The organism is Streptomyces sp. NPDC006265, assembly GCF_040613555.1.
Classification (GTDB): Bacteria; Actinomycetota; Actinomycetes; order Streptomycetales; family Streptomycetaceae; genus Streptomyces.
Genome location: NZ_JBEXSH010000383.1, coordinates 1 through 8,144, shown reverse-complemented (window position 1 = coordinate 8,144; position 8,144 = coordinate 1). Strand labels below are relative to the sequence as shown.

The window sequence follows — 8,144 nt, the reverse complement described above, 5'->3', positions numbered from 1 at the left end:
ATCCATCAGAAGGGCCCTAGAAGACCAAAGCCTCACACCACCTGGTGGAGCCAGCGGACCGGGGCGCCTTCGCCGGCGTACCGGAAGGGCTCCAGTTCGTCGTCCCAGGGCTTGCCGAGGAGTTTGCTGAGTTCGGCCTCCAGGTCGGTCTCGCCGCGCTGGGAGCGCTGGAGAGCCGCTCTGAGACGGTCCTCGGGGATGAGGATGTCACCGTGGATGCCGGTGACGGCGTGGTAGATGCCCAGGTCGGGGGTGCAGCTGTAGCGCTCGCCCTCGGCGGTGGGGCAGGGTTCCGCGGTGACCTCGAAGCGGAGGAGGTGCCAGCCGCGGAGCGCGGAGGCGAGTTTGGACGCCGTGCCGACCTGGCCCTGCCAGGAGAACTCCGAGCGCCAGGTGCCCGGGGCGGCCGGCTGACGGATCCAGTCCAGGCTGACGCGTGTGCCGAGCACCCCGGCGACGGCCCACTCGACGTGCGGGCACAGCGCGCGCGGCGCGGAGTGCATGTACAGAACTCCACGTGTCGTCACCGGAACCTCCGGGCAGAGCGGGACATGGTGCAAACGGGCGGAACGGCTGTGACCGGGCGGGTCACATTGATGGCGAGGCTACCGTGCGGGGGCGCAAGGAGTGTGACGTACGGTCGCTCCAGGTGCCGGGAAACGCCTGCCATTCACCCAGGGGGACGCTTGTACGGGTGTGAGCCGTTGCACCTGATCGGCCGGGAACCCTCGTGCGTTGTTATGGGTTGGGGAGACAGGCACGGCGTGGCGAGGGGATGGACCAGGGATGCGGAAGCGAGGCCGCCGTACACGGGGCGTTCTGGCCGTGGTCGCGGCGGCCGTGCTGGGTGTCGCGGGGTGTGATGCCGTGGGGGGTGATTCCGCGGCCCCGTCCGAGAAGGCGAAGCCGTCGCCGAAGCCCACGCCCCTGTGGGACCGCAGCCCGGGTTCCGTCGCTGCCGTCGGGGACTCCATCACGCGGGGGTTCGACGCCTGTGACGTGCTGTCGGACTGTCCGGAGGCGTCCTGGGCGACCGGTGCCAGCCCCGAGGTCGACTCGCTCGCGGTGCGGCTGCTGGGAAGGACGGGGGCCGCTCAGCGCAGCTGGAACTACGCCGTGACCGGGGCGCGGATGGCCGACCTGCCCGGGCAGATGGCGCAGGCGGTGCGGCGCAAGCCGCAGTTGGTGACGGTGATGGTGGGGGCGAACGACGCCTGTCGGTCCACGCCCTCGGCGATGACTCCCGTCTCCGCCTTCCGCGCCGACTTCGAGGACTCCCTGCGCTCCTTGCGCAAGGCCCTGCCCAAGGCGCAGGTGTACGTGGCGAGCGTGCCCAATCTGAAGCGGCTGTGGTCCGAGGGCCGGAACAGCCCGATGGGCAAGCAGGTGTGGAAGCTGGGCATCTGCCCGTCGATGCTGGGCGACGCGGACGCCCTGGACTCGGCGGCGACGCTGCGGCGGAACACGGTGCAGAAGCGGGTGGAGGACTACAACAAGGTCCTCGAAGAGGTCTGCGCCGAGGACAAGCGGTGCCGCCACGACGGGGGCGCGGTGTACGACTACCGCTTCGGCACGGACCAGTTGAGCCGCTGGGACTACTTCCACCCCAGTGTGAACGGACAGGCCCGGTTGGCGGAGATCGCGTACCGCACCGTCACCGCGAAAAGGCCCCTGACTTAGAGTTCCGCACATGAACGAACTCTTCGGAACACTTTCCGACGGGATGCCGGTGCGCCGCTGGACCCTGGAGCGGGCGGGCGTGCGGGTGCGGGTCCTGTCGTACGGCGGGATCGTGCAGTCCGTGGAGGTGCCGGACCGGGAGGGCCGGGCCGGGGACGTGGTGCTGGGGTTCCCGGATCTCGACGGGTATCTCATCCACCCGGAGCCGTACCTGGGTGCCCTGATCGGGCGGTACGCCAACCGGATCGCCGGCGGCCGGTTCACCCTGGACGGCCGGACGTACGCGCTGGAGCCGAACAACGGGCCGAACTCGCTGCACGGCGGGGCGCGCGGCTTCGACAAGCGGGTGTGGGACGCGGAGCCCGTCGCGCACGGGGTGCGTCTGACGCGGATCAGTGCGCACGGCGAGGAGGGGTTCCCGGGGCGGCTCGAGGTGTCGGCGACGTACACGCTCGACGAGTCCTGCGCGCTGCGGATCGCGTACGAGGCGGTGACGGACGCGCCGACCGTGGTGAACCTGACGAACCACAGCTACTTCAACCTGGCCGGTTCCGGTGACGCCGGCGGTCATGAACTGCGGCTGGCCGCCTCCCGGTACACGCCGGTCGACGCCGACCTGATCCCGGCCGGCGGTCCGCAGGACGTGACCGGCACGCGCTTCGACTTCCGCGAGGCCCGCAAGACCGGCTCCGGCTACGACCACAACTTCGCGCTCGACAAGGGGGTGACGGACACTCCGGTGGAGGTCGCCGAGTTGCACGACCCGGCGTCCGGGCGGGTGCTGACGGTGGCCACCACCGAGCCCGGCATCCAGCTGTACACCGCGGACCACCTGTCCGGTCCCTTCGCGCCCGGCGACGGCATCGCGCTGGAGACCCAGCACTTCCCCGACTCGCCGAACCGGCCGGAGTTCCCGACGACCGTACTGCGGCCGGGCGAGGTCTTCCGCTCGGAGACGGTGTACGGGTTCGGCGTCCGCTGACGGGCGGGCCCTGACGGCCCACGAGCCCCGATCCGGAGGTCAGGTCCCGGACCGGGGCTGCTTGGTGGGGAACCGGTCCCGGATCAGACGTTAATCGTCGCGGTGATCCTGCGGTCCGTGATCGAGCGTCCGACCTGGATCTCGTACGAACCCTTCACATACGACCACGAGCCGGTCGCTTCGTCCCAGATCTCGAAGGCGCGGCGCGGCAGTTCGGCCGTGGCCTCGGCGCTCTCGCCGGGGGCGGCCTCGGCGCTCGCGAAGCCAGCCAGCGGGCCGGGCGGGTGGGGTCGGGGTCGCCCGGGGCGAGGCAGAGCTGGACGACCTCGCGGCCGGGGCGGTCGCCGGCGTTGCGGAGGCGGACCTTCGCGGTGGTCCCCTCGGCGCTCTCCTCCACCTCAACGGATTCGTAGGTCCAGTCGGTGTGGCCGAGGCCGTGGCCGAAGGGGCAGGCGGGGCTCGGGCCGTACTTCTCCCAGGCGCGGTAGCCGATGAAGACGCCCTCGTCGTAGGGGAGTTCGTCGTTCTCCGGCACGACCCGCGTGACCGGGGCGTCGGCGAGGGTGCCCCAGGTGGTGGGCAGGCGTCCGCCGGGTTCGTGGGCGCCGGTGAAAACGTCCGCGAGGGCCGCGCCGCCCTCCTGGCCGGGGAACCAGGACAGGAGCACGGCGGCGACGTCGCCGCGCCACGGCAGTTCCACCGGGGAGCCGGAGTTGACGACCACGACGGTGTTCGGGTTGGCGGCGGCGACCGCGCGGACCAGGTCGTCCTGGCGGCCGGGCAGGCGCAGGTCGGTGCGGTCGAAGACCTCGGGCTCGACGCGCTCGGTGGTGGCGACCACGACGACGGCCGTGTCGGCGGCCCGGGCTGCCGCGGCGGCCTCGGCGATGAGTTCGTCGGCGTCGCGCTGCGGGTCCTGGTGGGCGAGGGTCTCCACCGGCTGGCTGCGGGTCTTCCTGGAGGTCGCCCGGCACGGCTCGTTCCCGGTGGCGGCGCGGACGCTCGGCTGGACGCAGTCCGCGGTGTCCCGGCAGGTCGCCCCTCGCTGGAGGCCGCGTTGGACGGCGGCCCGCTCTTCGACCGGATGCCGCGCGGGGTGGCGCTGACGGAGGCGGGGCGGCTGCTGATGCCGTACGCCGAGACGGTCGCCGACGCGCTGCACGACGCCCGGCGCGAACTGGGCGCTCTGCTCGAGGCGGCCGGCGGCCGGCTCAGGTTCGGCGCCTTCGCCACCGCCGACGCGGCCCTGGTGCCGCACGCCCTGGCCCTCTTCCGCGCCCGCCACCGCCGGGTCCGGGTCCTCCGCGAGGAGGCCTTCACGCCGACGCTGCTCGACCGGCTGACGGCCCTCACCTGGACCTCGCGGTCGTCTCGACGGCGGGCCGCGCGCCGCTGGAGTCGTACGAGCTCCACCACCTCCTCGACGAGCCGCTGTACGTCGCCGTTCCCGTCGGCCACCCCCTCGCCGGTCACGAAGGCCCGGTGCCGCCCGGCCGGTTCGCGGACGCCGACCGGATCTCCGGCGGCCCGCGGCCCGAGGGCACCCACCTGGACGCGGCCGTGCGCCAGGGCTTCAGCCCGCGGGTCGCCCATGTCGTCGGCGAGTGGACCGCCAAGCAGGGCTACGTCGCCGCCGGGCTCGGCATCACCCTCGTACCGGCGCTCGCGGCCGCGTCCGTACGCCCGGACCTCGCACTGCTGGGGGTCCTCGACGAGGGCGCCCCGGCCCGGGCGGCGTACGCGGCGACCCTGCGCGGCCGGTCCCTGACGCCCGCGGCCTCGGCCTTCCTGGACGCGGTGCGCGAGGCGACGGCGAAGATCCCCGCCTGAGCCCCGCCCATGGCGTGGACCATACCCGTCACGCGATACTGCGGCCGTCCGGCACCGACCCCCCACCGCGACGGAAGGCCTGAACACCCTTGAACTCCATACGCGTTCGCCTCGGCGTCCTCGGCCTCGCCCTGCTGACCGGCTTCACCACCCCCACGGCGGCGAGCGCCGCCCAGGCTGCCCCCTCCCCCACCGTCGAGGAGCAGCGGCTCGGCAGAGCCGCCCCCCAGGAGATCCTGCGCCGCTCCGGGTTCGACACCGCGGCCCCGCGGCTGACCCGCGCGCTGGAGGGGGCCCGCTCCTACGGGGAGGCGCGCCGGGCGGTCACGCGCGAGGGCGCGCGGCTGTGGCGGCGGGCGGTCGACCGGGCGCAGGGGCGCGGGCCGGCCGAATACGAAGGGCGCGAAGCGCTTCCTTGGAAGGGTGGTGGTGGGCGACGGGCGGGCCTGAGCCGGGACGACGACCGGCCGCTGTACTGGGCGCGGCTCGCCATGACGCGTGCCGTGCGCACCTGGGAGCCGGAGTTCGGCCTGACGGAGGGGCAGCGGGCCGCGCTGCTGGACGAGCTGGAGCGCACCTCGCGCGGCCAGGACGCCATCCGATATCCGCACGGCAAGGGCATGAAGCGGATCCTGCTCACCGGCTTCGACCCGTTCACCCTGGATCGGGACATCCGCATCTCCAACCCCTCCGGCGCCACCGCGCTGGCCCTCGACGGCACGGTGATCGAGACGGCGGACGGCCCGGCCCGGGTCGAGACGGCCGTGTTCCCGGTGCGCTGGCAGGACTTCACGGACGGCACGGTGGAGCGGGCCCTGCGGCCGCACCTGCCCAAGGTCGACCTGTTCACGACGGTGAGCCAGGGCCGGGTCGGGCGGTTCGACATCGAGCGGACCAACGGGGCCTGGCGGGGCGGCTTCGGGGACAACGACACCGTCGGCCGCACCGGGACCGTGCCGGTGAGCGGCCCGGACTCGCAGCCGCAGTGGACGACGACCACGCTGCCGTACGCGGCGATCACCGCCGCGCAGACCGGCCGTTTCCCGGTGTACGACAACACGAGCGTCACCGAGATCCCGGCCGGCGGCACCGAGCCCGTCGTACGCCCGGACGGGCCGACGCCCGGCTCGACCGCCCGCGCGGGCGGGGGCGGGGACTACCTGTCCAACGAGATCGCCTACCGGGCGACGCTGCTGCGGGACCGGCTGGGGCTGCACGGCACGCTGCCGGGCGGGCATGTGCACACGCCGGTGCTGCAGTTCGCCGCGGGGAACACCACGGAGGTCACCGACCCGGAGTTCGTGCGGAACCGGCTGGACATCATCGCCCAGGTGAGGACGATCCTGAGGGTGGCCGCGGAAGCGTCGTAGCGGCCTTGTCGCCCTCCTCGCCGCCCTCGTCGATCTCCTCGCCCAGCAGGTCACGTGCCATGAGGGTGGCGCCCGCGACCGCGCCCGGCATCAGGAACACCGCGACGAACGGCACCAGGAAGGCCACGGCGAGCGGCGTGCCGAAGCCCCAGACGAGGGTCTTGCGGGAGCGCAGCAGGGTGAGGCGGGTGCGCAGCTCGACGCTGCGGCGCTGGAGGGCGACGGCGGTCAGTTCCTCGGTGAGGAAGAACCCGGTGACGAAGAACCCGATCACCGGGACGGCCGTCTGCCCGACCACCGGGATGAAGCCGCACCCGAAGAGCAGCACACCCCACAGGGCGGCCCGCACCACGATCCGCAGGCTGTCCCGGCCGGAGATCCACAGTTCGCGCCAGAGCGGCAGCCCCGACTCGGGGGCGTGCCCGTCCGGGGACACGTCCCGGTCGACCTTCTCGGAGAGGTTCTCGTAGAAGGGCTGCCCGATCAGCAGGGTCACCGCGGTGAACGTCACGACGGCCAGGAGCAGGGCGAGGGCGAACAGCACGGCGGTCAGGAAGCCGCGGAAGAGCCCGCGCCACGGGCTGGTCCAGTCGTCGGCGAAGGGCGTCGCCCAGCCCACGGCGTCCTCGCCCCACAGCGCCAGCGCGACGAGCGCCGCCGCGTACAGGACGAGGGTGATCAGGCCCGGGAGCAGCCCGAAGCCGTACTGCCTGCCGTGCCTGGCCACCCATCGCTGGCCCTTCAGGAGGTACCGGAAGCCCGCCCCTAGATCGCGCATGGGGAAACCCTATCCGGGCGGCCGGACCACCCCCCGACAGGGCCGTACGGGGCTCCGGTGACACCAAGGCGCCCTTGTTGCCGTTGAGTCGAAGCGGTACACCTCGCCGTACCGATCTCAGGAAGCCCCGGAGGAGGCACGCGTGCGCACCACGAGAAGCGTTCCTGCGAGACCTGTACTGATCACCGCCCTGGCCCTGGCCACGGCGGGTTCACTCCTGCTCACCCCCGGCGCCGCGGGCGCGGACCCGAAGCCCGTCACCCGTGAGGGCTCCGCCCTGGACGACCGCGCGGCACAGGCTCCCGCGAGCGCGACGCGACGCGCGTTGACCGCGGACACCTCCACCGGCACCACCACCCGCGCCTACCCCCGCCGCCGCACCCTCGCCCCCGATCCGGAGAACCCCGCCGACACGTCCCTGAAGCTGGGCCTCACGCCGTACCACGCGATCGCGCCGAAGCTGAACGCGTTACAGCGTCCGGGCGACCGGGTGAGCGTGGAGGTGACGGGCCGCTCGGCCGGCGGCCACCGCCTCCACCTCGTCACCGTCACCGCCCCGGAGAGCACCCGGCAGGCCCTGGACACCCCTTCCTGGACGGGCACGGCCTGGTCGGCCGGGGCGCTACGGGGGCGGCCCTGAACGCGGCGGCGGGTCGGCTGGCCGTCAAGCCGGTGGAGGGCAACGCGGACGCGAACGGCGTGGTGAAGGTGACGAACGCGGGCGACATCACGCGCGACGCACCGGACCACGGCTTCGTCTATGCCCCGCTCTGGTTCACCGACCCGGGCCCCGGCGTCCGCGTGGAGCAGTCGTACGCGACCGGGAACCCGTTGGTCTCCGGGCACTGGCGGCCGCTGCGGGACGGCACCGGCGGTCCCGGCGCTGCCGCCGGGCAGGCCTCGGTCGTCAGCGGGGACCACACGGTCCTGTTCGGCACCGAACCACTCTTCCGGGACCATCCCAAGGGGGGATTCCCGCAGGTGGCGAGGGCATTGTTCACAGTGGCACACAGCGCTTCAGTCAAGGAGAGCGGATGACGCAGGAGATCCACGGCACCGTGGCGGACGGCTTCGAGGCGGTGCGCGAGGAGTTCACCGCCTTCGTCGCCGGGGAGCGAGCCGACTACGAGGGGCAGCTGTGCGCCTACGTCCACGGCCGCAAGGTCGTCGACCTGTGGGCGGGGACCGGCGCGGACGCCCTCTTCGGTGTGTTCTCGTCCACCAAGGGCGCCGCCTACCTGGTCGTGGCTCTGCTCGTCCAGGACGGCACGCTCGAACTGGACCGCAAGGTGACGTACTACTGGCCGGAGTTCGCGGCCGAGGGCAAGGGCGCCCTGACCCTGCGGGATCTGCTGGCGCACCGGGCGGGCGTGGTCGGCACGGACACCGGTTTCACGCTCGCCGAGCTGGCCGACGACCGCCCTGCGCGGGGTCCCTCTGCGGCTGCTGCACGCATATCCGAGCCTCCCCGGAGCCGTCGTTCCGGGTCCGGCCCTGGACCGGC

Annotated in this window: 10 protein-coding genes and 1 pseudogene; 8 read left to right on the top strand and 3 right to left on the bottom strand. The window is 73.1% G+C overall.

The annotated features are described in order from the left end of the window. Positions 1-32: 32 nt before the first annotated feature. A complete protein-coding gene (locus ABZ281_RS27370) occupies positions 33-527 on the bottom strand; it encodes a DUF3145 domain-containing protein (protein ID WP_356659631.1) in 495 nt (164 codons plus the stop codon). Positions 528-786: 259 nt separating this feature from the next. Between ABZ281_RS27370 and ABZ281_RS27365 the strand changes: the two genes are divergently transcribed. Beyond that, a complete protein-coding gene (locus tag ABZ281_RS27365; RefSeq protein ID WP_356659629.1) occupies positions 787-1,680 on the top strand; it encodes an SGNH/GDSL hydrolase family protein in 894 nt (297 codons plus the stop codon). Between the two features lie 10 nt (positions 1,681-1,690). Continuing rightward, positions 1,691-2,662, top strand: coding sequence for an aldose epimerase family protein (locus ABZ281_RS27360; RefSeq protein ID WP_356659627.1), 972 nt, complete (start codon positions 1,691-1,693; stop codon positions 2,660-2,662). Between the two features lie 83 nt (positions 2,663-2,745). On the opposite strand, the pseudogene ABZ281_RS27355 reads toward ABZ281_RS27360, so the two are convergent. Beyond that, positions 2,746-3,602, bottom strand: a pseudogene (locus tag ABZ281_RS27355) (glycoside hydrolase family 3 C-terminal domain-containing protein); the annotation flags it as partial. Here ABZ281_RS27355 and ABZ281_RS27350 point away from each other — a divergent pair. The 3 genes from ABZ281_RS27350 (at position 3,550) to ABZ281_RS27340 (ending at position 5,862) form a co-directional block, all read left to right on the top strand. Continuing rightward, positions 3,550-3,768: a LysR family transcriptional regulator gene (locus ABZ281_RS27350; protein WP_356659635.1), complete on the top strand. Its 219-nt coding sequence runs from the start codon at positions 3,550-3,552 to the stop codon at positions 3,766-3,768. The pseudogene ABZ281_RS27355 and the gene ABZ281_RS27350 sit on opposite strands and share 53 nt — an antisense overlap. Before the next feature lie 247 nt (positions 3,769-4,015). Then, entirely contained in the window at positions 4,016-4,492 is a 477-nt protein-coding gene (locus ABZ281_RS27345; RefSeq protein ID WP_356659633.1) for a LysR substrate-binding domain-containing protein, read from the top strand. 89 nt (positions 4,493-4,581) lie between these two features. Further along, positions 4,582-5,862: a pyroglutamyl peptidase gene (locus tag ABZ281_RS27340; RefSeq protein ID WP_356659625.1), complete on the top strand. Its 1,281-nt coding sequence runs from the start codon at positions 4,582-4,584 to the stop codon at positions 5,860-5,862. On the opposite strand, the gene ABZ281_RS27335 is transcribed toward ABZ281_RS27340, so the two are convergent. Then, positions 5,813-6,640 carry an EI24 domain-containing protein gene (locus tag ABZ281_RS27335; protein ID WP_356659623.1) on the bottom strand — a complete coding sequence of 276 codons (828 nt, stop codon included), beginning with the start codon at positions 6,638-6,640 and terminating at the stop codon, positions 5,813-5,815. The genes ABZ281_RS27340 and ABZ281_RS27335 overlap by 50 nt on opposite strands. A gap of 142 nt (positions 6,641-6,782) precedes the next feature. On the opposite strand from ABZ281_RS27335, the gene ABZ281_RS27330 reads away from it, so the two are divergent. The 3 genes from ABZ281_RS27330 to ABZ281_RS27320 all read left to right on the top strand — a co-directional run. Further along, positions 6,783-7,280, top strand: a complete 498-nt coding sequence (locus ABZ281_RS27330; protein WP_356659621.1) for a hypothetical protein — start codon at positions 6,783-6,785, stop codon at positions 7,278-7,280. A 32-nt stretch (positions 7,281-7,312) separates the two neighbouring features. Beyond that, positions 7,313-7,678 carry a hypothetical protein gene (locus tag ABZ281_RS27325; RefSeq protein WP_356659619.1) on the top strand — a complete coding sequence of 122 codons (366 nt, stop codon included), beginning with the start codon at positions 7,313-7,315 and terminating at the stop codon, positions 7,676-7,678. After that, a partial coding sequence (locus ABZ281_RS27320) for a serine hydrolase domain-containing protein (RefSeq protein WP_356659617.1) occupies positions 7,675-8,144 on the top strand: 470 nt, incomplete at its 3' end. The genes ABZ281_RS27325 and ABZ281_RS27320, both read left to right, overlap by 4 nt.

What these genes read in the sequence shown, in the direction of transcription:
- ABZ281_RS27365 (WP_356659629.1), top strand. Translation starts at nt 787, where the DNA reads ATGCGGAAGCGAGGCCGCCGTACACGGGGCGTTCTGGCCGTGGTCGCG.
- ABZ281_RS27360 (WP_356659627.1), top strand. Translation starts at nt 1,691, where the DNA reads ATGAACGAACTCTTCGGAACACTTTCCGACGGGATGCCGGTGCGCCGC.
- ABZ281_RS27350 (WP_356659635.1), top strand. Translation starts at nt 3,550, where the DNA reads ATGAGTTCGTCGGCGTCGCGCTGCGGGTCCTGGTGGGCGAGGGTCTCC.
- ABZ281_RS27335 (WP_356659623.1), bottom strand. Translation starts at nt 6,640, where the DNA reads ATGCGCGATCTAGGGGCGGGCTTCCGGTACCTCCTGAAGGGCCAGCGA.